The organism is Photobacterium rosenbergii, from assembly GCF_003026455.1.
In the GTDB taxonomy this organism is placed as follows: Bacteria; Pseudomonadota; Gammaproteobacteria; order Enterobacterales; family Vibrionaceae; genus Photobacterium; species Photobacterium rosenbergii.
In genome coordinates, this window is sequence record NZ_PYMB01000006.1 from 43,614 (window position 1) to 66,649 (window position 23,036).

Sequence of the window (23,036 nt, forward strand, 5' to 3'; positions counted from 1 at the left end):
CCTGCCTGTTGATCAATCATTATAAGAGTCGGCGTAATTTATGGATCAATTTGAACATATTTCGGCTGAGCAGGCTTATACCATGCTCACCCAAGAGGACAGCGAGGCGGTACTTGTTGATATCCGCGATCCCCAGTCATATGCCTTGAGTCATCCTGAAGGCGCGTTTCACCTAACTAATGATACAATGGTGGCGTTTATGGATGAGGTTGATTTCGAGCAACCTGTGATTGTGATGTGCTATCACGGTATCAGTAGCCAAGGGGCTGCCCAATATCTTATCCACCAAGGCTTCGACTGTGTCTACAGCCTCGATGGTGGGTTTGAAGCCTGGAAGCGCAACGCATACCCTTGCGTCCAGATGGCCTGATTTAGGTCAATCCTGGCGGGGAGGGCAGGACATGCTTGGTATATCGACCTGATATTGCCGCCAAGCCCTTCATGTGGAGACCGATATGCACCGCTTAGCCGGATTGAACAACCCTCGCCAGGCGCAGGCGTTTATTGACTACATGGCCTCGCGAGGTATTTCGCTGGTGATGGCCCCTGAGCCGGAAGGCCTGTTTGCCTTATGGCTCGAAGACGGGCAGCATTTGGTGGAGGCAGAGGCTGAGCTCAACCAGTTCCTGTCCAATCCGTCTGACCTCAAGTACCAGGCAGCCTCATGGGAGGTTGCGGAGACCCGGACCGCCAAGTTTAATTACCGCAGCCCGAGCTTGCTGGGCTTGGTTCGCGCTCAGGCTGGGCCATTCACCCTGCTGGTGATGGTGGTATCTATCGTGATCTACCTGTTGTGGTTACTGGGGATGCAGCAGCCTGTCTTTAGCCTGATGCACTTCCCCCTGATGGATGGCGATGAGTGGCAACTGTGGCGTTTCTTCTCCCATGCGCTGATCCATTTCTCGACCCTGCATGTGGTGTTCAACTGCCTGTGGTGGTGGATCCTCGGCGGGCAGTTGGAAAGGCACAGTGGCAGTGCCAAGCTGTTGCAGGTGTTCCTCATCTCGGCGCTGGTTTCCGGTTTTGCCCAGTTTTGGTTCCACGGCCCGAATTTCGGCGGCTTGTCCGGTGTCGTCTATGCCTTGCTGGGGTACATCTGGTGGATGGGTTGGCTGGCACCTAACCGCGGATTGTCGATCCCCAAGCCTTATGTCGTGTTCATGCTGGTGTGGCTGGTATTGGGTTTTGCCGATGTACTGGGCATGTCGGTAGCCAATATGGCGCATCTTTTTGGCCTGCTCAGTGGCTGTGCCCTTGGTTGGGTGGACGCCAAACTGCGCCGATAGGCCGAATTTGACTCGAAAAAGAGGTGAACATCCCAATTCGGATGTTCACCTTTTTTGTTGATATATCAGTTTGGCTCGTAGTTCCGCTAAAATCCCCTGCTTTTTATTGCCCATCCAGCGATTTAATCTACCTATTTGACACTATTCACATTTTCTTACCTTCATTAGAGCAATAATTTGCATACCTTGAGCGTTATTGATTACTTTCGCTCGTCTTGTACTCGTTTGTACCCATACCATCGCAAAAACACTATAAAAAGGAACATTCTATGTTTGGTATTTTCAAACCGGCTATGCATCGGGAGCGTCTGCCCGATGGCAAGGTTGACTCCACCTACCAGCGCCTGCGTTGGCAGCTGTTTGCCGGTATTTTCATTGGCTACGCTGGCTACTACCTTGTGCGAAAAAATTTCAGCCTGGCAATGCCTTATCTTATCGAGGAATACGGCTACAGCCGCGGTGACCTGGGTGTTGCCCTTGCTGCAGTCTCTATCGCCTATGGCCTATCTAAATTCCTGATGGGCAGCGTGTCTGACCGCTCTAACCCGCGCTATTTCCTCGCGGCAGGTTTGAGTATGTCGGCCATTGTCATGCTGTGCTTTGGCTTTATGCCATGGGCAACGGGCAGTATTGCAGCCATGTTTATCCTATTGTTCCTGAACGGTTGGTTCCAGGGTATGGGCTGGCCTGCCTGTGGCCGGACCATGGTGCACTGGTGGTCGCGCAAGGAAAGGGGTGAGGTTGTATCGGTCTGGAACGTTGCCCATAACGTTGGTGGCGGCCTGATCGGCCCGATGTTCCTGCTTGGCTTGTGGGCATTCAACGATGACTGGAGGGCAGCGTTCTACGTGCCGGCATTCTTTGCCTTGCTGGTAGCGGCATTCACTTTGCTGGTAATGCGTGATACGCCTCAGTCGTGTGGCCTGCCTTCTATCGAAGAGCACAAGGATGACTATCCGGATAGCTATGATGCCTCTCATGAAAAAGAGATGACGGCGAAAGAAATCTTCTTCAAGTACGTCTTCAACAACAAACTATTGTGGTTCATCGCTGTGGCGAATGCCTTTGTTTACCTGATCCGCTACGGGGTACTGGACTGGGCACCGGTTTACCTAAGCGAAGTGAAAGACTTCACCGTTGATAAGTCGTCTTGGGCTTACTTCCTGTATGAGTGGGCCGGTATCCCGGGTACCCTGCTGTGTGGCTGGATGTCGGATAAATTCTTCAAAGGCCGCCGTGCGCCGGCAGGTATCTTGTTCATGGCGTTGGTAACGGTTGCGGTATTGGTTTACTGGTTCAACCCTGCCGGTAACCCGGCAGTTGATATGGCAGCACTGGTTGCTATCGGCTTCCTGATCTATGGCCCGGTAATGCTAATCGGCCTTTACGCGCTTGAACTGGCACCTAAGAAAGCGGCTGGTACAGCGGCTGGCCTGACTGGCCTGTTTGGTTACTTAGGTGGTGCGGTCGCGGCCAATGCTATCCTAGGCTACACCGTTGACCACTTCGGCTGGGATGGTGGCTTTATGGTGCTGACTGCATCATGTGGCCTATCAATCTTCTTCCTGACGTTGGCATTGATTGGTGAAAGCCGTCTGCACCGTGAGAAAGAAGCGGGTCAGCAAGCACAAAATGCATGATTGGGAGCGCCATCATTGGCATCTTGATTAGACCCTAGGTAATATGACAAGGCTTCGCATTGGGCGGAGCCTTGTTGTTTTACAAGCTATTCTTGCCTTAATGATATCGATTTCATAAGAGTGCTTGTTAGGGTACCAGGCCACAGCGAAAGGGAGCCGCGTCAGTCGTGAAGCAGAGTAAACGTCACCAGGAAATTATTGATCTCGTCAAAACCCAGGGCTATGTCAGCACTGATGACTTGGTTGAACGGTTCAATGTCAGCCCGCAGACAATCCGACGGGATCTCAATGAACTGGCGGAAGACAACAAAATTCGTCGTCATCACGGTGGGGCGACTATCCCATCGAGCTCGGTCAACACTTCCTACAGCACCCGTAAGGTGATGCAACTGGCCGAGAAAGATAACATTGCCCAGGCCATGGTTGCCCATATCCCGGATGGGGCAACGTTGTTCATTGATATCGGTACCACTCCTGAAGCCGTCGCCCGGGCGCTGCTTGACCATAATGACTTGCGTATCGTGACCAATAACCTCAATGTCGCGAGCATCTTGACCGGTAAAGATGACTTTCGGGTGATTTTGGCTGGCGGCGAAGTCCGTAACCGCGATGGCGGGATTGTGGGTGAAGCGACCCTGGACTTTATTTCCCAGTTCCGCCTCGATTTTGGCATCTTGGGGATCAGCGGCATTGATCTTGACGGCTCATTGCTTGATTTTGACTACCATGAAGTACGGGTCAAGCAGGCTATCATCGAGAACAGCCGTTGTGTCATGCTTGGTGTCGACCATACCAAGTTCGGCCGCAATGCCATGGTTAATCTAGGTGACATCAGCCAGATCGACATGCTATTTACTGACCAGACGCCACCGGAAGAGCTAGGCAAGCGGCTGGCTGAGCATGAAACACATATTGAAATTATTCAGTAATCCTTCAATGTCATAGGCTTACAGGCCATTTCCCCTGTTCAAACGAGCGGGCTGCTACATTAGCAGCCCGCTTTTTTTTCGCAAAAATGCCAGTTCGATCATAATTACTTAAACATTCGAGCATAATAATGATGATCTCAATCAATTTATTGTCTACTATGCGCGTAAGCGAACATTTATGCGCGAATTGGAACATTAAAACGAAAGTCGGTAGCAGAGGTGGTGATATGGCAGCAAATAACGAAGTATTGGATCTAATCGTCGTCGGAGGCGGAATCAACGGGGCAGGTATTGCTGCCGATGCGGCTGGACGAGGTTTGAAGGTGGGGTTGTATGAGGCTCAGGACTTTGCCTCGGCGACATCATCGGCCAGTTCGAAGCTGATCCACGGCGGCCTGCGCTACCTCGAGCACTATGAGTTTCGTTTGGTTGGTGAAGCGCTGGCTGAGCGGGAAGTGCTGCTGAAAAAAATCCCTCATATTGCTCGTCCAATGCGCTTTCGCCTGCCGCACCGCCCACATTTGCGCCCGGCATGGATGATCCGCGCCGGCTTGTTCTTATATGACCACCTTGGCAAGCGCACCACACTACCAGCAAGTTGCGGCCTGAAATTTGGTACTGACTCGGTATTGGTACCGGAAATTACCAAGGGTTTTGAATACTCCGATTGCTGGGTCGATGATGCACGTTTGGTGATCCTCAATGCGATGGAAGTGGCCCAGCGTGGTGGTGAAGTGCGTAACCGCTGTTCGGTCGAAGCTGCCGAGCGTGACGGTGACCTATGGCGGGTGACGGTTCGCAATACCGTGACCGGCGAGGTATTTGAGCGCCGCTGCCATGCATTGGTCAATGCGGCGGGGCCGTGGGTTAAAGCCTTCTACGATAAGAGCCTGGCGCTGCCGTCACCACGCAATATCCGCTTGATTAAAGGCTCGCACATAGTGGTACCACGGGTCCATGGTGAGGAGCAGGCGTACATCCTGCAAAATGAAGACAACCGTATTGTGTTTGTGATCCCTTACCTTGACCGTTTTTCGATTATTGGTACGACAGATGTTGAATACAATGGCGATCCGCGTGAAGTGGCGATTGATGACAATGAGATCGGCTACCTGCTGGATGTCTACAACAACCATTTCGTCAATAAGCTAAACCGTGACGATGTGGTATGGACCTACAGTGGTGTCCGCCCACTGTGTGATGATGAGTCTGACTCACCGCAAGCTATCACCCGTGATTACACGTTGGAGCTGGAGCAGGAAGGCAACCAAGCCCCGCTATTGTCTATCTTTGGCGGCAAGCTGACGACCTACCGCAAGCTGGCCGAGACAGCGATGGCCAAGCTGGCACCGTTTTTCCCACAAATGGCCCAGCCTTGGACGGCGGACGCCTACCTACCAGGTGGCGAAGCCGGTTTTGATGCCAAGGTACACGCGGCGAAATTGCAGCAGCGGTTCCCATGGTTGGAAGCGGTCGCGGCAGAGCGTATGGCGACCAACTATGGTAACCGCAGCGAAGATATTTGGGCTGGTATTAGTTGCGAGGCCGACATGGGGCAGCATTTTGGTGCTGGCTTCTATGCTAAGGAACTGGAATACCTGCTGCGCTACGAGTTTGTCCAGCAGGCTGAAGATGTACTGTGGCGCCGCAGCAAGCTGGGTTTGTACCTTAACCAGGAACAACAGCAGCAAGTGGCTGAGTACATCACCAACTGGCAAGCAGGCCATGAGAGTGCGGCTTGATTGGGAAAGTTAGTTAACACCCGTTGATGAATACAAAGGCGCCTAGGGCGCCTTTGTTGTATCTGGAAGGTAGCAGTTTATTGATAGAGGTACTTGGTAAACAATAGCTCGGTGAGCAGTCGCTTGTTGGTCTCGATCAGCAGCAATTCGTTCACTTTGTTGAGGCAGGCCTGGCGGATTTCCTCGCGCCCAGCCAGGGATTTGACCCGGGCTTCGGGCTGCTGGCCGATAATGCTGATGATGGCATCGCGGATCAGCGGGGCATGGTGTTCGACTTCCGGGATGAGGGAAGGGTCTGCCACCATGAGATCAACCTGCAGGCGGAGGTAACCGATTTTCTTGCCCTGGGTGACATAGTTGGTGGTGATATCTGGAGCCAGGGTGTAATAGGTATATTGCGGGTTGGCCGGTGCGCCGTCATTGGCTTGGGCTGACATTGGCACTAAAAAGCTCGCCAACAGGAAAAGTAATCCAGGTAAAGTCAATTTCATTATGATGCTCATAGAGTTATTGGTTTTTATGGCTGCAAATGAGTTTCTTTCGATCGTAACGATATTCGTACTGGTTACAGCTTGCTACAATAGTGTTTCTTCATGGTAATAAATTAACCTTGATCTACCAAGCCCTAGCTGGCGATTGGGTAGAGATTTTGTTGGAAAGATGTCGAAATTCAAACAGTTGTACAAGCCCTTGCTAGATAGTGCCCATTGGCTGGCACCGGAACAAACAGTCATTGAAGGGACTGAGTTTGGGCATTGGTTGTTGGAGTTGGACTCCTTGTCGCGTCGGTTCGAGCGCCATTGCCGGGCATTTACCGTGTCCCTGGAAGAGCAGGGGCAGATCAGCCGTGAGCGGTTGACTGACGATGAGCGAGCCTTGATCGGTGATGTCGACTGCCTGCTGCGCAAGGTGGTACTGAAGGGAGATGGGGTACCATGGGTATTTGCTAGGACCCTGATCCCGATGACCACCCTGACAGGCCAAGAGCAGGATTTGGCACAACTGGGGGAAATGCCACTTGGGTTCCGGGTGTTTACCGATCGCAGTGCGCGCCGTGATGCGCTGGTGGTCGCGAATGTCGGAACCGAACACCAACCGATCTGGGCTAGGCGCTCGCGGTTGTGGCTTAATGACAAACCGCTGTTAGTAGCAGAGTTGTTTTTGCAGGAAGCACCGATTTATAAGGAGACCCTAAGTTGGAAATGACCAAGATGAAAGCGTTCTGGCAACTGGCGCGCTTCGATCGCCCTATTGGTAGCCTGTTGCTGTTGTGGCCAACGCTGTGGGCGTTGTTTTTGGCCGCCGAAGGGATGCCCAACCCCCATGTGATGCTGGTATTTGTCCTCGGTGTGATTTTCATGCGGGCGGCAGGTTGTGTGATTAATGATTTTGCCGACCGTAATTTCGATGGCCATGTCAAACGTACCGCCCAACGGCCTATGCCTTCGGGGAAGGTCTCGGAGCGCGAGGCGCTGGCCTTGTTTGGGTTGTTGGTGCTGGTGTCATTTCTGCTTGTGCTGACGATGAACACCCTGACCATCATGCTGTCGGTGGTGGCGGTGATTTTGGCTGCGGCTTACCCTTTTATGAAACGTTATACCCACCTGCCGCAGTTGGTATTGGGGATGGCGTTTGGCTGGTCGATCCCGATGGCCTATGCGGCCCAGGCGGGTGAACTGCCTACGGTGGCATGGCTACTGTTTGTCGCCAATATCCTGTGGACTATCGCCTATGACACCCAGTACGCCATGGTAGACCGTGACGATGACGTCAAGGTGGGGATTAAGTCGACGGCGATTCTGTTTGGCCGTTTCGACAAGATGATCATTGGCCTACTTCAGCTCGGCACTCTGATCTTGCTGATAGCGGTCGGGGCGATTGAGGGGATGTCGCAGGTTTATTACTGGTGCCTGCTGTTGGCTTCGTCGCTGTTTGTTTACCAGCAAATGCTGATCCGAGGCCGCGAGCGTGAACCTTGCTTCAAGGCTTTCTTGAACAATAACTACGTCGGTATGTTGATCTGCGTTGGTATCGCAATCAGTACCTATCTGGCTTAGGTTGATGGCTGAAGCCATATCTATCTGGTTATCGAAAAGCGCCGCAAACGGCGCTTTTTTTGTACCTGCGGTGCAGAAAAACATGAGGAGAAAGCTTTGGGGTTACCGTAGGCCAATAGCTACAAAAGCTGCCCAGTCTTTGCCATCGCGATTGGTAAGAAAGGGTTAGCAATACACAAACAGGCAAAAAAAGGGCTGCCAAATGGCAGCCCTTTTCAGTGAGGTCACTAGTGCGATTAGGCCTCGGTTTCTGTTTCTTCGCCCCGGTCTTCGCGGTTCATTACCGCTTGGATGGTCAGCTTCACTTCTGGCGATACCAAGGCTGCAAGCTGCTCGGCAAGTTGCTCGACTGGCTGCGATACCGCGTGGCACTCCTCGTTGAGGTAGCCTTCGCTGCGCAGGGTTTTCACAAGTGTTGCAAACACCCCTTTGTCGAAGAACTCAGGTGCATTGATACCGTGTAGGCGGCTTAAGCGCTGGGCCATCATCTGGCTTTGCTGCTCGAGATCGCTCTTCATCAGCTGCGGCTCGGAGTTGAGCAGGGTCAGGGCAATGGCATAACGCTGCAGGGTTTCCGAGATGGTGCGGGCCAATAGGTGGAGCGGGCCGATACGGGCGCTGTTGAGCGTAATCGTATCGCCGTCGCGTAGTACCAAGCGCTGGCGAACAAGCTCGTCGACCTGGGCTTCAATCACCGATTCCAGCTCTTCTTTGCTAAAGCGCAGGAAGAGTTCGGCCTGTAGGAATGGGTACAGGCGGCTGACTTGCTCAACAATCTCAGCCACAGTCAGGGTCTGGTGGTGGATGACGATATTGGCGATCAGCGATGGCATCGCGAACAGGTGGATGATGTTGTTGCGGTAGTAGGTCATCAGGATCGCCTGCTGGCGGTTCAATGACACCATTTCACCTAGGCTATCACGCTCGACCACGAACTTGTCCATTTCAAGGGCATGTTTGACCATGGCCTTGGCATCTTCGTCCGGCACGGTGAACTGCTGCGAGTAAGGCACATTGCGTAGCAACTGCAGGTAGCAGTCGATCTGCTGCTCCAGATCCTCGCGGCTCAGTGCACGTTGGCGGGCTGCAAGCAGCGCCACACCACAAAGGGTCAGGGCATTGGTTGCCGCCGCGTCGTTGATGTGGGTCATCATCTTCACGGCCAGATCGTTAACAACCGGGTTCAGCCATTGTGGGCGCTGGGGCTCGATAGGGTCGATATCTTTGTGCCACTCAGGAACATGTTCGTTAAGGTAGTGGTTGAGTGGGATCGGTTCGCCGAAGTTGACGTAGCCCTGGCCGAGGTTGCGCAGTTTACGCAGGGTACGGATCACCTGGCCGACGTTCTCTTTCTCTTTGCGTTTCCCGCGTAGCTCTTTGGCGTAGGTTGCCACTTCCATAACGTGCTCGTAGCCAATATAAACCGGGACCAGGGTGACTGGGCGGTTGAGTCCGCGCAGCATGGCCTGGATGGTCATCGACAGCATACCGGTCTTGGCCGGTAACAAACGGCCAGTACGTGAGCGGCCACCTTCACTGAAGTATTCCACCGAGTAGCCTTTGGCAAACAACTCGGCCAGGTATTCACGGAATACGGTCGAGTACAGGCGGTTGCCCTTGAAGCTACGGCGGATAAAGAACGCGCCCCCACGGCGGAAGATAGGCCCGGCCGGGAAGAAGTTCAGGTTGATACCAGCAGCAATATGCGGTGGTACCAAGCCTTCCTGGTAAAGCACGTATGACAGCAGTAGGTAGTCCATGTGGCTACGGTGACATGGTACGTAGACAATCTCATGGCCATCTTGGGCCAGTTTACGTACCTGCTTGGCATTGTGGATATTCAACCCTTGGTAGAGCTTGTTCCACAGCCAGCCAAGGAAGCGGTCACCACGCTTGATCAGCGAGTAGGAGAAATCGGCAGCAATTTCTTCCATCATATCGACAGCTTCTTTGCGCACTTTCTCGATCGGTACATCACGGCTTGCTGCTTCTTCAGCCACCACTTTCTCAATCGCTTTGGAGTTTAAAAGGCGGTTGAACAGTACCTGGCGGTCCGGCAGTTTGGGGCCGGATGCAGCCAGTTGCTGGCGTGAGAAGTGGATACGCGCCACCCTTGCCAGTTTGTTGGCAATAGAGTCGTCAGTACCGTGGTGATCCGCCATGTAGCGCAGGGATACTGCCGGGCTTAGGCGCACCATACAGTCACGGCCATGGCCGAGAATGGTAAAGAACTTCTCTGGCCCATTGAGCGGACGCAGTACCGGTCTGTGGTTCTCTTCCTTGCCAGGTTTGCGACCCCACAGGATAGACGCTGGGACAACTTGGATATCCAGTTCGCTGTCTTGCTTGTGGTGTTCAAGCAGGGCGGTGAACAAATCAATCGATTCTTGCGGTAGCTTGGTCTTGTCACCGAAGACACTTGGGCCATCGGAAATGTAGACATAGCGGACAAACTGTTGCCCGTTGAGCTCTAGCGGCGACAGCGGATCTGGCAGCCCAAGTTTCTGGGTGCTGCTGCGCAGCGTCATCAAATCTGTGTTTGAGCGGAACGGCAGGATGTAAACAATCGGGCGTTCCAAATCCAGTTCCAGGTCCGCAACGGGATCGGAGGGGATAGAGTGGGTTTTAACCAGCAGAGAAAGCGGCAAATCCAGTATTTTTTGATAGATTTTCTGCCAACTTGACATATCTTTTACTAGCCTCGAATTCTTAATGCGTGGCAAGGATAGCAGAAAAAAACCAGTTATAAGCAGCGAAATAGCACAGACTTGCCGTTATATGACATTTTTATTGATTTACATACCGTCTTTGCTATCCCTTTTAGGTATTAGAAATGGGGGCTTACAGGAAAGAAGCCCGGTTGGTGAATTTACGCCAAAATTGTTGTTTTCCTAAACAATAACCTTTTCAAGCGGCAGAACACTGGATATACTCACAGTGAACTGTATAAAAAGACAGGGTGAGTTATGAAGCCGTTAACGCCGCGCCAACAAGAAGTCTTTGATTTGATCAAAGCAAAAATTGAAGATACTGGAATGCCGCCAACACGTGCTGAAATAGCCCGTGAACTCGGCTTCCGCTCAGCCAATGCTGCCGAAGAGCACCTCAAGGCACTGGCCCGTAAAGAAGTGATTGAAATTATTCCTGGCGCCTCGCGTGGGATCCGCCTTATTGCCAGCAATGATGGTGAAGAAAGCGGCTTGCCATTGATCGGTCAGGTTGCTGCCGGTGAGCCAATTCTGGCCCAGGAGCATGTTGAAACCCACTATGAAGTGGATCCGGCGCTGTTCAAGCCGCGTGCTGACTTCCTGCTGCGGGTCAACGGAATGAGTATGAAGGATATCGGGATCATGGACGGCGATTTGCTCGCTGTGCACAAAACCCAAGATGTCCGTAACGGCCAGGTGGTCGTGGCCCGGGTTGAAGACGATGTGACAGTCAAACGTCTCGAGCGTAAAGGCGCGCAAGTCCTGCTGCATGCTGAGAACGAGGAGTTTGCCCCTATCGTGGTCGACCTCAACACCCAGCACCTGTCGATTGAAGGTATCGCCGTTGGGGTGATCCGCAATACTGACTGGATGTAACCGCACCGCTTAAAATATCTTCATTACCACTTTACAAGTGGTAATGATAGTCATTATCATCCTCTTGTCAGAAGGAGATGATAATGACAGAGTCCGTCCGCCATGATATTCCCGCCGAATTGCTCCAGCCGCTGTGGCTTCGTAGCCGTGAAAGCCTGGCTGATGATCGCATAATTTATGATCCTGTCGCCGCTGCCGCCTGTACCCAGTGCAGCCTCAAACCAGAATGCCTCAAAGGCAATGTCTCCCAGCAGCAATTGCTACATGCCAGCCTCACACTCATCTGTGACCGCCAAATCCAGCATTTCCTCCGACGTCACCCCGATGGACGGATCGTCAACCTAGGGAGTGGGCTAGATACCCGTTTTTACCGGGTCGATAATGGCCGTTGCCGTTGGTTTGATATCGATGTGGGTGAGAACCTGCTGTGGCGCCAACGTCTATTCCATCGCAGCGAGCGCTACCGAATGTTGCCAGGCTCCACGTCAGATTTGTCCTGGTTGCAAGCCTTGCCTCCGATGTCGGGTGCACCGGTGATGGTGTTGTGCGATGGCGCGTTGTTGGCTTCGAATGAGGTGGAGTTGGCCCATGTTGTCCAGTCTTTGGCTTGTCACTTTGGCCGCTTTGAGCTGTGCTTGGTGGTCGCCGGTGATTTGTGCCAGTCGCCACTGGCGAGCAAAATGGGGGTCGGAAAACCCTTTGGTCATGCTTTGCGTGACCCGCAGCGAAAGTTGTTGCAATGGTTGCCTTGGGCAACGGCAGTTGGGCGTTATAGCCCGATGGACAGCGCCTGCTCGCGGTGGCAAAAATGGCAACGCTGGTTAGCCCGTATCCCCGGATTGAAATTCCGTATGTTGCCGGTACTACTGCATATTCATCTGTAAATCCCACCGCTGGCATAGGTTTGCTGCTACGCACTTCCTATTTCTACCTAGCATGCAATATGCCAGCTTGGATTTTTTCTCTACTTTTCCTTTCTATTTTTTTGCGTAATCTCACGATCCTGTCCTAAGTTAAAATGTAAACAAACTGTTAACCGTGTAACTGTGGATGACAAATCATCTACAGCGTCTGCAGGGAAGACTCTAATCATTTTGCGCTGTCCCCATGAACTACTTTGTGTTCGCGGGGGTATTTGATAGGAAAAGGATAGGAGGGAGCCGGGTGATGATTCGCCGTCTGATGTGCTGTCTGTTTGTTTTGCTGGCTGTGCCAGCACAGGCAGAAGTCCAACCCATGCCACTGAATATGACCCAGGGAGTGACCGAGGTCAGTCAGCGGGTGTTTGATCTCCACATGACGATTTTCTACATATGCGTAGTGATCGGGCTGGTAGTTTTCGGGGTGATGTTCTGGTCTATCATCCATCACCGCAAGTCTAAAGGGGCCGTTGCAGCTTCCTTCCATGAAAGTACCAAAGTGGAAATCCTCTGGACGGTGATCCCGTTCGTTATCCTCATTATCATGGCTGTCCCTGCCACCAAGACCTTGTTGGCAATGGAAGATACCTCTCAGGCCGACATGACGATTCAGGTAACCGGTTCGCAATGGAAATGGCACTACAGCTATTTCGGCGAGGATGTCGAATTCTTTTCTTTGCTGGCAACCAGCCCAGCACAAATTGCCAATGAACGTGAGAAGCGCAGTAACTACCTGCTAGAAGTGGATAGGCCGCTTGTGTTGCCTATCGGCAAAAAAGTTCGCTTCCTGATCACATCTCAGGATGTCATCCACTCTTGGTGGGTGCCGGATTTTGCCGTGAAAAAAGATGCCAACCCTGGGTTTATCAACGAAGCCTGGACCCGTATAGACGAGCCGGGTATCTACCGTGGCCAATGTGCCGAACTGTGTGGCAAGGACCACGGCTTTATGCCCGTGGTGGTGATTGCCAAACCGCAGGCGGAATATGAAGAGTGGCTGCAGGCCACCAAAGTCGCCCAGCAGCAGGCACTTGAAGAAGAGCAACGCCTGCTTTCCATGCAGATGGATATGGATGAGTTGATGACTTTGGGTGAGCAGGTCTACAACACCCGCTGTGCTATGTGTCATCAGGCCAATGGCCAGGGGATCCCGGGTGCTTTCCCTGGACTCGCCGGCCAGGGGCTGTCGGTTGACCCAAACGCCAAGCTTGAACACATCAGTATTGTTGTTCATGGCAAACAGGGAACGGCAATGCAGGCCTTTGGTCCGCAGCTGAGCCTCAAGGAGCTGGCGGCAGTGATCACTTATGAACGCAACGCTTGGGATAACAATACCGGAGACACCGTGCAGGCTGCTGAAGTGCAGGCTGTGATGGACGGTCAGGAGCTATAGGGGAGAGAGTGACGATGACGGATATGTTGCGTGAGCAGACCGAGGTCGAGGAAACCCAGACCGAGCAGCATGAGCATCACGAGCACCACCAGACCGGTCTCAAACGCTGGTTGTTCACGACCAACCACAAGGATATTGGCTCACTGTACCTGATGTTCAGCTTTGCCATGTTCTTGATTGGTGGGGCGATGGCGATGGTGATACGGGCCGAGTTGTTCCAGCCTGGCCTGCAATTGGTCGAGCCGAATTTCTTCAACCAGATGACCACGGTTCATGGGCTTATCATGGTGTTCGGGGCGGTTATGCCAGCTTTTACTGGCCTCGCCAACTGGATGGTACCTTTGATGATCGGCGCGCCGGATATGGCGCTGCCGCGGATGAACAACTGGAGTTTCTGGATCCTGCCTTTTGCCTTTGCCATGTTGTTGGCTTCATTGTTCATGGAAGGCGGTGGCCCTAACTTCGGCTGGACTTTCTATGCGCCTCTATCGACGACGTACAGCCCGGAAAGTACTGGCCTGTTTGTCTTCGCCATCCATATCATGGGGATCAGCTCGATAATGGGGGCGATTAACGTCATCGTCACCATCGTCAATATGCGTGCACCCGGTATGACCTACATGAAGATGCCGCTATTCGTCTGGACTTGGCTGATCACTGCCTTCCTACTGATCGCTGTGATGCCGGTATTGGCCGGGGCGGTGACCATGGTGTTGACTGACAAGTACTTCGGCACCAGCTTCTTCGATGCTGCCGGCGGGGGCGATCCTGTGATGTTCCAGCACATCTTCTGGTTCTTTGGCCACCCCGAAGTGTACATCATGATTTTACCGAGTTTCGGTATCATTTCGGCGATTGTCCCAGCCTTTTCGCGCAAGAAGCTGTTCGGCTACAGCTCAATGGTGTATGCCACCGCCTCGATTGCCGGCTTGAGCTTCTTGGTATGGGCCCACCATATGTTCACCACCGGGATGCCGGTCGCCGCAGAGCTGTTCTTTATGTATTGCACCATGCTGATCTCAGTGCCGACTGGGGTTAAGGTGTTTAACTGGGTGGCGACAATGTGGCGCGGCTCACTGACTTTCGAAGTGCCGATGCTGTTCGCGATTGCCTTTATCGTCTTGTTTACCATTGGTGGTTTTTCCGGGCTGATGCTGGCCATCACACCGGCGGACTTCCAATACCATGACACTTACTTTGTGGTCGCACACTTCCACTATGTCCTGGTGTCTGGGGCTATCTTCTCTATCATGGCAGCCGCCTATTACTGGTTGCCGAAATGGACCGGCCATATGTTCGACGAGAAGTTGGCTAAGTGGCATTTCTGGTGCTCGATCATTTCAGTCAATATCCTATTTTTCCCGATGCACTTCCTTGGCCTGGCGGGGATGCCACGCCGGATCCCCGATTATGCGCTGCAGTTTGCCGACATCAATGCGGTGGTGAGTATCGGTGGGTTCCTGTTTGGGTTGTCCCAGTTGATTTTCCTTGCGGTGGTAGTGAAGTGTGTTCGTGGTGGCGAGAAAGCGGCAGCCAAGCCTTGGGATGGTGCCGAAGGCTTGGAGTGGACGGTGGCCTCACCTGCGCCTCACCACACATTCTCGACCCCGCCTAAAGTGGATTAAAGTGGAGGGATGGCGATGGACAAGCCCCAGTTTGACCAAGAACCTGACAAGCGACCTGAAGTGCCGGGAACCATGGAGCCTGGCAAGAAAAAACAGCGCTCTATCTGGTCCCTGACCCTGATGGCGGTGGCGATGTTCGGCTTCGCGTTTGCTTTGGTACCTTTGTACGATGTGTTCTGCGATATCACCGGTATCAATGGTAAAACTTCCGATACCCAGGCTGCAGCCAGCGAGCGGGTGGATACCAGCCGTGAAGTGACGGTGGAGTTTGTCTCGTATATCAACCCTGGTGTGCAGTGGACGTTTGAGCCGGAGGTCAAAACCTTGGTGGTCAACCCCGGCCAGACCCACACCATTACTTATAAGGCCAAAAACCTGACCGGGAATGAGACCGTCGGCCAAGCTGTGCCTTCGGTCAGCCCGGGCCAAGGGGCCCGTTACCTCAACAAAATCGAATGCTTCTGTTTCAACCGCCAGCCATTGGCAGCGGGTGAAACAGCCAGTTTGCCTCTGATTTTCTATGTCGACCCGGAATTACCAGAGGACATCAACACCCTGACCCTAGCCTATACCCTTTACAACGCCCAGCCGGATGCGCCGGCTCAAACGCAATGAGGTTGAATGATGGCGAATCCTTACTCTGAACATGATCAGTCTGTGACACCTCCACACGAGAATTATTATGTGCCTGAAGCCAGTGCCTGGCCGATTGTAGGTGCGATTGCCTTGTTCCTCATCGCGATGGGGGCAGGGGCAACAGTCGGGGATCTTTTTGGTGGTCAGGGGCCTTGGATTTTGCTGTCCGGGGTTGGCTTGCTGCTGATCATGTTGGTGGGTTGGTTCCGTGATGTGATCAGCGAGTCGATGGCTGGGCTGTATAGCCGCCAGATGGATCGCTCGTTCCGTCAGGGGATGAGTTGGTTCATCTTCTCCGAGGTGATGTTCTTTGTGGCCTTCTTCGGCGCACTTTTCTATGCCCGGATGATTGCGGTGCCATGGCTTGGCGGGGCTGGTAACAATGCCATGACCCATGAAGTGCTGTGGCCGGATTTTGTCGCCCAGTGGCCTTTGGTCATGACGCCCGGCGGGGCAGAAACCACTGCTATGGGGCCGATTGGGTTGCCGCTTTACAACACATTGATCCTGCTGGCTTCTTCGGTCACTGTCCATATTGCCCACACGGCATTGGAGCAGGATAACCGACCTAAGCTCAAACTGTTTTTGCTATTGACGGTGCTGCTTGGTTCGCTGTTTATCTACCTACAGGGTGTCGAGTATGTCCATGCTTATGAAGATATGGGGCTGACCCTTGATGCCGGTATTTACGGCAACACCTTCTTTATGCTGACTGGGTTCCACGGCCTGCATGTCACCCTGGGAACCATCATTCTGTTCATCGTCTGGTTGCGTGTTTTGCGGGGCCATTTTACCCCCGAGAAGCATTTTGCCTTCCAGGCCGGCGCTTGGTATTGGCACTTTGTTGATGTGGTGTGGCTGGGGCTATTTGTGTTCGTGTATATCCTGTAAGGCTAGAGGCTAGAGGCTAGAGGCTAGAGGCTAGAGGCTAGGGGGCTAAACAAGGCCCCTAGTATGGCCTTGGGTTCGGTGTGATGTAGCCGCTCGCTAGCGCAATTAATAGCAGGGCGAATAGGAAGACGGAGAATAATACCCGGCGCCCAAGATGGCGTGACATAGGTTGGTCCTGCTTGCCTTTTAGCATAACGGGTAGGGCTCGGAACAGGTTCAGCACGATAAAGATCAACAGGCAAACAATCAGGGCTTTCAGCAACATAGAGGTCTCCGGTCAGGACTGGGTGAATCATGCGTCGGATAGGTTTTATTCTTTTTACTGTGGCGGTACTGGCGACATTGGTCAAGTTGGGTTTTTGGCAAATGACCCGTGCCCAGGAAAAAGAAAGCCTCGGCCATGCCCTCAAATTTCGCAGCGAGCAGATGTACTACAGCTTGGCGAGCCTACCCTCCGATCCACGCTGGTACAGCCTGACTCTGCGAGGGGAGTTTGACCACAGCAAGGCGATATTGCTGGATAACCAACTTTACCAGGGCCGGCCGGGTTACCACGTGCTGTATCCCTTTGCGGTTGATGAAGGTTGGGTCTTAGTGAATTTGGGTTGGATAGCGGCCCCAACTTACCGGGATCAAATTCCTGTTCTACCGGAGCACCATGGTGAGGTACTGGTGAGCGGTATTATTGCTCCACCCTCGGCATTGCTGGAATTGGCGCCGGAGGTGATGGGCCAAGGGTATCCTCTCAGGGTGCAGAATATCAGCATGGTGGATTTGGCCAACCACATGGATTTAACCCTGCCTTCTTGGGTATTGCAGATTGACCCAGATAGTCCGCTGGCGCTAAATCAGACTTGGATCCCGGTGGTAATGGGGCCGCAAAAACATTATGCCTACGCCCTGCAGTGGTTTTTGATGGCGCTGGCAGTATCAGGACTTGCCTTTTGGTGGTTGAGACGGAGTAAACCATGAAGAAACAGGGAACGTTAATACTACTTTTCGGTGCTTTCGCCTTGCCGGTAATTCTGGCCAAGCTGATGCTTGATCTTAACTGGTACCAAGGCGGAGTGACTAACCGAGGTGAACTGTTGGAGTCACCGCTTGCGTCGGAGTGGCTGGGTGAAAGCCGCCAGTGGCAATTGATCTATTTGCTACCAGAACAGTGTGATGAGTTGTGCCAGGGAGCCTTGTTCAATCTCCGCCAGGTACCCCAGGCAGTCGGTGCCGAGCAAGATAGGCTAGGCAGTGTTCTGCTCATCGATGGTGATACGCTCGATGAGCAACCTGGTGAAGTGAAAAAGCAGGTATCCGGTATCGAGCAGCGTCAGGTGCCAGATTATGTTGTCAGTCAGCTCAAAACCTTGGAGTACGGTGCCAAGGCTATCTACATTGCCGATCCCCTCGGCAACGTGATGATGGCCTACCCCTTGGTCAAAGGAAAGGTCGCAGTGCTGGCGCAGGGTAAGGATGTGCTAAGGGATCTCAAGCGGTTGCTGAAGATTTCGAAGATCGGCTAGGGAGAGCGTGTGATGAAAAAAGATAATTTCCGTCTCTGGGTGGCTGTGACGTTTGCCCTTTCACTGTGCGTGATTGCCCTCGGGGCCTATACCCGGCTGACCGAAGCCGGTTTAGGGTGCCCGGATTGGCCGGGGTGTTATGGTTTTGCCGGGGTGCCGAAAGGGGTAACCCAGCAGGCGCTGGCGGCCTCCCGCTTTCCTGATGCGCCGTTCGAAGCCGACAAGGCTTGGAATGAGATGCTGCACCGCTACGTTGCCGGTACGTTGGGCTTGATGATTTTGGCACTCAACATCATGGCGTGGTGTAAACCCTCCCGCCCTAAAGGGTTACCAACCTTGTTGCTCGCGACGGTTATCTTCCAGGCATTGCTTGGTATGTGGACGGTGACGATGGTGCTGATGCCCGTCGTGGTGATGGGCCATTTGCTGGGCGGGTTTACTACGGCATCGCTATTGTTTCTGCTTTGGCTGAGGTTAGGCAGGGAGCCTGCCCATCCATCTGCCATAGGTACCAGTACTGGGCTGCAGGCATTTGCGTTGTTCGGGTTGCTGGTTGTTGTTGGGCAAATCGCATTAGGCGGCTGGACCGCAGCAAATTATGCGGCGGTGGTCTGTACCCAACTGCCGTTGTGCGAAGTGGATTGGAGGCAGAGTTTCGATACCTCGGCTTTTGCCCTGATCCAGCCAGAGCACGATACCTACCAGTACGGGGTGCTGGATTACCAGCAACGGGTCACGATTCATGTTACCCATAGGATCGGGGCAGTCATCACGGCGTTGGTACTGGTTATGCTGGCCTGCCTATTGTGGCGGCAAAGGGCACTGCGGGGCGTTACGGTATTGATGGTAGCGCTGCTGGCCGGGCAGATCAGCCTCGGCATTACCAATGTCGTCGCCAGCCTGCCGTTATCTGTGGCGGTGGCGCATAACGTGACAGGGGTTCTATTGCTGTTATCGCTGGTGGCGGTGAACATGCAGGTATACCGGATGCGGCAGTCAGGTCGCTATCCCAATCGAATCGCCTCCCGGACGGGAAGTTGATAGGCAAGCGGATGAAAAGGCGTGTGGATTAGCCAAAGGAGGGCCTGGGTATGGCAAAGAGTCAGGTTGTAGCAAAAGGGGGTTACAAGCCCCTGTCATCAGGAAGGGTGTGGCAGGACTATTTGACCATGACCAAGCCCAAAGTGGTTGCGATGCTGTTGCTAACGGCATTGGTTGGGATGTGTTTGGCGGTCCCTGGGATCCCGCCGCTCAAGGCCGTTGTGTTTGGTTTGGTTGGGATCGGCTTGCAATCAGCAGCGGCAGCAGCATTCAACCATGTGTTGGACCGCCGCTTTGATGCCAAGATGGCGAGGACCTACCATCGCCCGTTGGCCAAAGGACGGGTCGAAACCCACAAGGCGGTAATTTTTGCCTGTGTGCTAATGGTTGCGGGGTTTGTGGTGCTGTGGCAACTCAATGCCCTGACCGCATGGCTGACGTTTGCCAGTCTGATTGGCTATGCCCTGGTGTACACCGTATGGCTCAAGCATGCCACACCGCAAAATATTGTGATCGGTGGCCTTGCCGGGGCGGCGCCACCCCTGCTAGGCTGGACAGCAGTGACAGGTGAACTTCACTCCCATGCCTTGTTGTTGGTGATGTTGGTCTTTACCTGGACGCCACCCCATTTCTGGGCACTGGCTATCCATCGCCGTGATGATTATGCCAAGGCGGGGATCCCAATGCTGCCTGTAACCCACGGCATTGGCTATACCAAGACCATGGTGCTGCTTTATACCCTGATGCTGGCACTGGTGGGTCTGCTCCCTTGGTTAACCGGAATGAGCGGTTGGTTGTATCTTGCCGGAAGCAGCGTGCTCAACCTTGGTTTTATCGGATACGCGGTGAAGCTCAAGTTTGCCGATGAACCGGGCCATGCTTGGGCCACCTTCAAGTATTCGATCTGGCATTTGCTGGCGCTGTTTGTGGTGTTGCTGGCCGATCACTGGTTGGCAGCCTTGCTGGTATAAGACGAAATCACTCCCCCGGGTATAGTGCCGGGCGGTGTAGAAGAATATTCCCATTCTGCAGACTGGGGATGGCCCCTGTGGATTCTGTCCACGGGGGCTTTTTATTTGCGGCTAGAGCAATGATAATCGCGGGTCGGATATTAAGGATTGAGGTTGTTGTGCTGCAAGCGTTGCGAGATAGAAACTTACACCGCCAGGTGTTTGCCCTGGCCCTACCTATGGTGCTGTCGAATATTACGGTTCCCTTGTTGGGCTTGGTGGATGCAGCTGTTATAGGGCACCTCGAACACGCTTGGTATCTAGGAGGGGTTGCGGTAGGCGGGACCATGATCAATGTGACCTTCTGGCTACTGGGCTTCTTGCGGATGGCAACAACCGGCCTTAGCGCTCAGGCCTATGGGGCATCGGATCGCGACGCGCAGGCGACCGTCTTTATCCAAGGGTTAGCATTGGCTTGGCTGATGGCCCTGGTACTGGTTGTATTCCACCAACCGGTTGCCGATCTGATCTTCCATTTCAGCTCTGCGAGCGATGAAGTAAAAACCTATGCCGAGCAGTATTTTTCTATCCGGATCTGGGGCGCACCGGCCGCCTTGGCGAACTTCGTCATCATGGGGTGGCTGCTTGGTACCCAGAATGCCAAGTTGCCGATGTGGCTGTTGATTGTCACCAATATCGTCAACATTAGCTTGGATGTATTGTTTGTCCTTGGTTTTGGCTGGAAAGTGCAGGGGGCGGCTGCGGCATCGGTGCTGGCTGAATACAGTGGCTTGGCACTCGGATTGTGGTTTGTGTCCCGCCAGTGGCGCGGCCATGCCCTGCCGGCCTTGCGCAGCAAGCTAGGCAGTGTTCGCCAGGGGATAGGCCGTCTGCTCAAGCTCAACCGGGATATCTTCCTGCGTAGCCTATGCCTGCAATTAACTTTTACATTCATGACATTCCAGGGCGCGACATTGGGCGATAATGTGGTCGCTGCCAATGCGGTGCTGATGAGCTTTCTTATGTTGGTCTCCTACGCAATGGATGGGTTTGCCTATGCCATGGAAGCGATGGTCGGCAAGGCCATTGGTGCCCGCAACCGCGACGAGCTTGGCCGTAGCCTGGTAGGTACCACGTTCTGGAGCTTGGTGATTTCCTTGATTCTGACGCTGGCGTTCGCCTTTTTCGGACGGGATATCATTGCCCTGATTTCTGATATCCCGGCTGTGCATCAAGAGGCTGCCCAGTACCTGCCATGGTTGGCAGCAGTGCCGCTGGTGGCTATGTGGTGCTTTTTGCTAGATGGTATCTTCATCGGGGCAACCCGGGGGCGCGAGATGCGCAACAGTATGTTTGTCGCAACCTGCTGTTATTTCATTATTTGGTGGTTGCTATCAGGTTTTGGTAACCATGCGCTATGGGGAGCGATGCTCGGGTTCATGGCAATGCGCGGGGTAGGGTTGGCGGTAATTTTTGCTTATCAATGGCAAAAAAATATTTTCCTGCAACCAGCTAGTACAAACAAATAGTTAGGATTAATTGACTTGATTTGTTCAGTTTTGCGGCAAAAAAAGCTATCCAGGTAAGGCATGATCTGTTTAAAATGCGAGCAATTCTGTCACCTGGAGGAATAAATGAAAAAAGCAGTACTGGCACTTTTTTTAGCGGTAATCACGATGAGCTGGGTAGCGCCGGCAACGGCCGCTATCCAGGGAAAGTCATATAAGGTAAGTGCAACGGCATATAATTCGGTTCGGGCCCAGACCAACTCCAATCCCACGATTGCAGCATGGGGAGATAGGCTCAAACCGGGAATGAAAGCCATTGCGGTTTCCCGCGATCTACTCAACCGAGGGTTCAAGCGCGGTACGATAGTGAAAATCTCCGGACTACCGGGTGAGTATGTGGTACTGGATAAGATGAACAAACGATGGCGCAACAAGATAGATATCTATATGGGCCAAGATGTTCAAGCCGCAAGGAACTGGGGTCGCCGTAACGTGACCATTACCGTTGTGAAGTCATAACACGGTATCAAAAACCTGAAAACATAACTGTTCTAGCACTTTGATAGAATCGCTATCTTTTCAGATTCGAGATAATACCAAGCGGGTTAACAGTTTATTTAACAGCACTATTTGTTTGGTATACAAAAAAGCGAGAGCCAAGGCCCTCGCTTTTTTATGTGCTTTGCAGCAGTGAGTCTTAGTAGTAAGAGTGCTCACCACGGGCGTGTTCAGTCACATCACGAACGCCAGTTAGCTCGCCGGCAAATTGAGCTAGCAGTTCTTTTTCGATACCTTCTTTCAAAGTCACATCAACCATTGAACAGCCGTTACAACCACCGCCGAACTGTAGGATAGCTACGCCATCTTCAGTGATTTCAGCCAGTGAAACATGACCACCATGGCCAGCAAGTTGAGGGTTGACCTGAGTTTGAATTACGTAATCGACACGCTCCATTAGCGGTGCGTCATCGGATACTTTGCGTACCTTTGCGTTTGGCGCTTTCAGCGTTAGCTGCGAGCCCATTTTGTCGGTAACAAAGTCAATCTCAGCATCTTCAAGGAAAGGTAGGCTTAGCTCATCAATGAAAGCAGAAAACAGTTCGAGTTTGATTTCGGTGTCGCTGGCTTCCACGGCTTCCGGTGGACAGTAGGACACGCCGCACTCTGCATTTTGCGTACCTGGGTTTACCACGAATACACGGATGTTTGTCCCTTCTGGCTGCTGGGCCAGAAGCTTGCCGAAGTGCTGTTGAGCATTCTCAGAAATAGTAATCATAGACACGACGTAATACCTGACTTATTTAGTAAGATTAATTC

General features: G+C 53.0%; 23 protein-coding genes. 19 read left to right on the forward strand and 4 right to left on the reverse strand.

The genetic code is table 11. From position 1 onward, the window contains the following. Positions 1-40: 40 nt before the first annotated feature. From glpE to glpD, 5 genes are all read left to right on the forward strand, one after another. Positions 41-370: a thiosulfate sulfurtransferase GlpE gene (glpE, locus tag C9J01_RS14740; RefSeq protein ID WP_107298925.1), complete on the forward strand. Its 330-nt coding sequence runs from the start codon at positions 41-43 to the stop codon at positions 368-370. A gap of 85 nt (positions 371-455) precedes the next feature. After that, positions 456-1,286 (forward strand): rhomboid family intramembrane serine protease GlpG, encoded by an 831-nt coding sequence (gene glpG, locus C9J01_RS14745; RefSeq protein ID WP_107298926.1) that lies wholly within the window; start codon positions 456-458, stop codon positions 1,284-1,286. A 269-nt stretch (positions 1,287-1,555) separates the two neighbouring features. Continuing rightward, positions 1,556-2,926, forward strand: a complete 1,371-nt coding sequence (gene glpT / locus C9J01_RS14750) for a glycerol-3-phosphate transporter (RefSeq protein WP_107298927.1) — start codon at positions 1,556-1,558, stop codon at positions 2,924-2,926. A gap of 167 nt (positions 2,927-3,093) precedes the next feature. Continuing rightward, entirely contained in the window at positions 3,094-3,855 is a 762-nt protein-coding gene (locus C9J01_RS14755) for a DeoR/GlpR family transcriptional regulator (RefSeq protein ID WP_107298928.1), read from the forward strand. Positions 3,856-4,082: 227 nt separating this feature from the next. Continuing rightward, on the forward strand, positions 4,083-5,597 hold the full coding sequence (gene glpD, locus C9J01_RS14760) for a glycerol-3-phosphate dehydrogenase (protein WP_107298929.1): 1,515 nt from the start codon (positions 4,083-4,085) through the stop codon (positions 5,595-5,597). A 77-nt stretch (positions 5,598-5,674) separates the two neighbouring features. On the opposite strand, the gene C9J01_RS14765 is transcribed toward glpD, so the two are convergent. After that, positions 5,675-6,088, reverse strand: coding sequence for a flagellar basal body-associated protein FliL (locus C9J01_RS14765; protein ID WP_107298930.1), 414 nt, complete (start codon positions 6,086-6,088; stop codon positions 5,675-5,677). Positions 6,089-6,257: 169 nt separating this feature from the next. Between C9J01_RS14765 and C9J01_RS14770 the strand changes: the two genes are divergently transcribed. Further along, positions 6,258-6,803, forward strand: coding sequence for a chorismate lyase (locus C9J01_RS14770; RefSeq protein WP_107298931.1), 546 nt, complete (start codon positions 6,258-6,260; stop codon positions 6,801-6,803). Further along, positions 6,800-7,654 (forward strand): 4-hydroxybenzoate octaprenyltransferase, encoded by an 855-nt coding sequence (gene ubiA / locus C9J01_RS14775; protein ID WP_107298932.1) that lies wholly within the window; start codon positions 6,800-6,802, stop codon positions 7,652-7,654. Before C9J01_RS14770 ends, ubiA begins: the two co-directional genes overlap by 4 nt. A 236-nt stretch (positions 7,655-7,890) precedes the next feature. Here ubiA and plsB read toward each other — a convergent pair whose 3' ends face one another. Next, on the reverse strand, positions 7,891-10,341 hold the full coding sequence (gene plsB / locus C9J01_RS14780; RefSeq protein ID WP_107298933.1) for a glycerol-3-phosphate 1-O-acyltransferase PlsB: 2,451 nt from the start codon (positions 10,339-10,341) through the stop codon (positions 7,891-7,893). Positions 10,342-10,620: 279 nt separating this feature from the next. Here plsB and lexA point away from each other — a divergent pair, with 279 nt between their 5' ends. The 6 genes from lexA to C9J01_RS14810 all read left to right on the forward strand — a co-directional run bounded on the left by lexA (position 10,621) and on the right by C9J01_RS14810 (position 16,703). After that, complete coding sequence (gene lexA, locus C9J01_RS14785; RefSeq protein ID WP_107298934.1) at positions 10,621-11,238, forward strand: transcriptional repressor LexA; 618 nt, start codon at positions 10,621-10,623, stop codon at positions 11,236-11,238. A gap of 83 nt (positions 11,239-11,321) precedes the next feature. After that, the gene (locus tag C9J01_RS14790) at positions 11,322-12,122 is read left to right on the forward strand and encodes a class I SAM-dependent methyltransferase (RefSeq protein WP_107298935.1); all 801 of its coding nucleotides are present in this window, start codon (positions 11,322-11,324) and stop codon (positions 12,120-12,122) included. Positions 12,123-12,405: 283 nt separating this feature from the next. After that, entirely contained in the window at positions 12,406-13,551 is a 1,146-nt protein-coding gene (gene coxB / locus C9J01_RS14795; RefSeq protein ID WP_107298936.1) for a cytochrome c oxidase subunit II, read from the forward strand. A gap of 14 nt (positions 13,552-13,565) precedes the next feature. Then, positions 13,566-15,176 carry a cytochrome c oxidase subunit I gene (gene ctaD, locus C9J01_RS14800; protein ID WP_107298937.1) on the forward strand — a complete coding sequence of 537 codons (1,611 nt, stop codon included), beginning with the start codon at positions 13,566-13,568 and terminating at the stop codon, positions 15,174-15,176. A 72-nt stretch (positions 15,177-15,248) separates the two neighbouring features. After that, positions 15,249-15,791 carry a cytochrome c oxidase assembly protein gene (locus tag C9J01_RS14805; RefSeq protein ID WP_107299085.1) on the forward strand — a complete coding sequence of 181 codons (543 nt, stop codon included), beginning with the start codon at positions 15,249-15,251 and terminating at the stop codon, positions 15,789-15,791. 9 nt (positions 15,792-15,800) lie between these two features. Beyond that, a complete protein-coding gene (locus C9J01_RS14810; protein ID WP_107299086.1) occupies positions 15,801-16,703 on the forward strand; it encodes a cytochrome c oxidase subunit 3 in 903 nt (300 codons plus the stop codon). Between the two features lie 58 nt (positions 16,704-16,761). On the opposite strand, the gene C9J01_RS14815 is transcribed toward C9J01_RS14810, so the two are convergent. Next, on the reverse strand, positions 16,762-16,968 hold the full coding sequence (locus C9J01_RS14815) for a DUF2909 domain-containing protein (RefSeq protein ID WP_039457142.1): 207 nt from the start codon (positions 16,966-16,968) through the stop codon (positions 16,762-16,764). 29 nt (positions 16,969-16,997) lie between these two features. Between C9J01_RS14815 and C9J01_RS14820 the strand changes: the two genes are divergently transcribed. From C9J01_RS14820 to C9J01_RS14845, 6 genes are all read left to right on the forward strand, one after another. Beyond that, entirely contained in the window at positions 16,998-17,675 is a 678-nt protein-coding gene (locus C9J01_RS14820) for an SURF1 family protein (RefSeq protein WP_107298938.1), read from the forward strand. Next, positions 17,672-18,220 (forward strand): cytochrome oxidase, encoded by a 549-nt coding sequence (locus tag C9J01_RS14825; protein ID WP_107298939.1) that lies wholly within the window; start codon positions 17,672-17,674, stop codon positions 18,218-18,220. The genes C9J01_RS14820 and C9J01_RS14825 overlap by 4 nt, the downstream gene beginning before the upstream one ends. 12 nt (positions 18,221-18,232) lie before the next feature. Further along, on the forward strand, positions 18,233-19,261 hold the full coding sequence (locus tag C9J01_RS14830; RefSeq protein WP_107298940.1) for a COX15/CtaA family protein: 1,029 nt from the start codon (positions 18,233-18,235) through the stop codon (positions 19,259-19,261). 50 nt (positions 19,262-19,311) lie between these two features. Continuing rightward, positions 19,312-20,232 (forward strand): heme o synthase, encoded by a 921-nt coding sequence (gene cyoE, locus C9J01_RS14835; RefSeq protein ID WP_107298941.1) that lies wholly within the window; start codon positions 19,312-19,314, stop codon positions 20,230-20,232. 158 nt (positions 20,233-20,390) lie between these two features. Continuing rightward, complete coding sequence (gene dinF / locus C9J01_RS14840) at positions 20,391-21,740, forward strand: MATE family efflux transporter DinF (RefSeq protein WP_107298942.1); 1,350 nt, start codon at positions 20,391-20,393, stop codon at positions 21,738-21,740. 105 nt (positions 21,741-21,845) lie between these two features. Continuing rightward, entirely contained in the window at positions 21,846-22,238 is a 393-nt protein-coding gene (locus C9J01_RS14845; RefSeq protein ID WP_107298943.1) for a 3D domain-containing protein, read from the forward strand. 178 nt (positions 22,239-22,416) lie between these two features. On the opposite strand, the gene nfuA is transcribed toward C9J01_RS14845, so the two are convergent. Further along, on the reverse strand, positions 22,417-22,995 hold the full coding sequence (gene nfuA / locus C9J01_RS14850; RefSeq protein WP_107298944.1) for a Fe-S biogenesis protein NfuA: 579 nt from the start codon (positions 22,993-22,995) through the stop codon (positions 22,417-22,419). Between the last annotated feature and the right edge of the window lie 41 nt (positions 22,996-23,036).

Coding starts and splice junctions, on each gene's coding strand:
- C9J01_RS14765 (WP_107298930.1), bottom strand. CDS start 6,088: ATGAAATTGACTTTACCTGGATTACTTTTCCTGTTGGCGAGCTTTTTA.
- coxB (WP_107298936.1), top strand. CDS start 12,406: ATGATTCGCCGTCTGATGTGCTGTCTGTTTGTTTTGCTGGCTGTGCCA.
- plsB (WP_107298933.1), bottom strand. CDS start 10,341: ATGTCAAGTTGGCAGAAAATCTATCAAAAAATACTGGATTTGCCGCTT.
- C9J01_RS14815 (WP_039457142.1), bottom strand. CDS start 16,968: ATGTTGCTGAAAGCCCTGATTGTTTGCCTGTTGATCTTTATCGTGCTG.
- nfuA (WP_107298944.1), bottom strand. CDS start 22,995: ATGATTACTATTTCTGAGAATGCTCAACAGCACTTCGGCAAGCTTCTG.
- glpD (WP_107298929.1), top strand. CDS start 4,083: ATGGCAGCAAATAACGAAGTATTGGATCTAATCGTCGTCGGAGGCGGA.
- C9J01_RS14825 (WP_107298939.1), top strand. CDS start 17,672: ATGAAGAAACAGGGAACGTTAATACTACTTTTCGGTGCTTTCGCCTTG.
- glpG (WP_107298926.1), top strand. CDS start 456: ATGCACCGCTTAGCCGGATTGAACAACCCTCGCCAGGCGCAGGCGTTT.
- cyoE (WP_107298941.1), top strand. CDS start 19,312: ATGGCAAAGAGTCAGGTTGTAGCAAAAGGGGGTTACAAGCCCCTGTCA.
- C9J01_RS14790 (WP_107298935.1), top strand. CDS start 11,322: ATGACAGAGTCCGTCCGCCATGATATTCCCGCCGAATTGCTCCAGCCG.
- C9J01_RS14830 (WP_107298940.1), top strand. CDS start 18,233: ATGAAAAAAGATAATTTCCGTCTCTGGGTGGCTGTGACGTTTGCCCTT.
- lexA (WP_107298934.1), top strand. CDS start 10,621: ATGAAGCCGTTAACGCCGCGCCAACAAGAAGTCTTTGATTTGATCAAA.
- C9J01_RS14845 (WP_107298943.1), top strand. CDS start 21,846: ATGAAAAAAGCAGTACTGGCACTTTTTTTAGCGGTAATCACGATGAGC.
- C9J01_RS14770 (WP_107298931.1), top strand. CDS start 6,258: ATGTCGAAATTCAAACAGTTGTACAAGCCCTTGCTAGATAGTGCCCAT.
- glpE (WP_107298925.1), top strand. CDS start 41: ATGGATCAATTTGAACATATTTCGGCTGAGCAGGCTTATACCATGCTC.
- glpT (WP_107298927.1), top strand. CDS start 1,556: ATGTTTGGTATTTTCAAACCGGCTATGCATCGGGAGCGTCTGCCCGAT.
- C9J01_RS14810 (WP_107299086.1), top strand. CDS start 15,801: ATGGCGAATCCTTACTCTGAACATGATCAGTCTGTGACACCTCCACAC.
- ctaD (WP_107298937.1), top strand. CDS start 13,566: ATGACGGATATGTTGCGTGAGCAGACCGAGGTCGAGGAAACCCAGACC.
- ubiA (WP_107298932.1), top strand. CDS start 6,800: ATGACCAAGATGAAAGCGTTCTGGCAACTGGCGCGCTTCGATCGCCCT.
- C9J01_RS14820 (WP_107298938.1), top strand. CDS start 16,998: ATGCGTCGGATAGGTTTTATTCTTTTTACTGTGGCGGTACTGGCGACA.
- C9J01_RS14805 (WP_107299085.1), top strand. CDS start 15,249: ATGGAGCCTGGCAAGAAAAAACAGCGCTCTATCTGGTCCCTGACCCTG.